Raw genomic sequence first — 462 nt, 5'->3', positions numbered from 1 at the left:
CTTTAGATAGAAGTGATAAGCGTTGCTTCTCTTCTTCTAAAAAACTAAGAGATAAATTAATTTCATCCTCTGTTAAAATAGAATCTAAATAACTGTCGTGATACAAATATAAATTGCTGTAGTTAAAAAGTATGTCATTTACATGTTCTTCTTTTTTTACTTTTATAAAAAAATAGTCATTCTCCAAGTCATATTTTTTATTTTTTATATATTTTTCCATTATTTTTTTATCTTCACATATAGCTTTAACTTCGTTTGTTTTACTTTCAATTAATACATAAACCGACATGTTTATTCACCCCTTTCCAAAAATAAATTAACAACCCCTAGAGATTTCTACTCTAGGGGTTACTAAATTCATAAATAGCTACATGTACAATTTCTTTATCAGGTCTGAAAGGTTTTTTAAAATTTCTATAAGTAACTGTATAATTATTTTTATTATTTAATACGTCCAAATAC

General features: G+C 24.5%; 1 protein-coding gene. It reads right to left on the bottom strand.

Annotation, left to right across the window (positions count from 1 at the left end):
- Nucleotides 1-289: hypothetical protein (locus ETC00_RS19755; RefSeq protein ID WP_171567744.1), on the bottom strand; the 289-nt coding region annotated here is incomplete at its 3' end.
- Nucleotides 290-462 lie beyond the last annotated feature (173 nt).

Origin of the sequence: Brevibacillus sp. MCWH, assembly GCF_013096935.1 — a bacterium.
Taxonomy (GTDB): domain Bacteria; phylum Bacillota; class Bacilli; order Brevibacillales; family Brevibacillaceae; genus Brevibacillus; species Brevibacillus aydinogluensis.
This window is presented reverse-complemented; position numbering and strand designations above follow the sequence as displayed.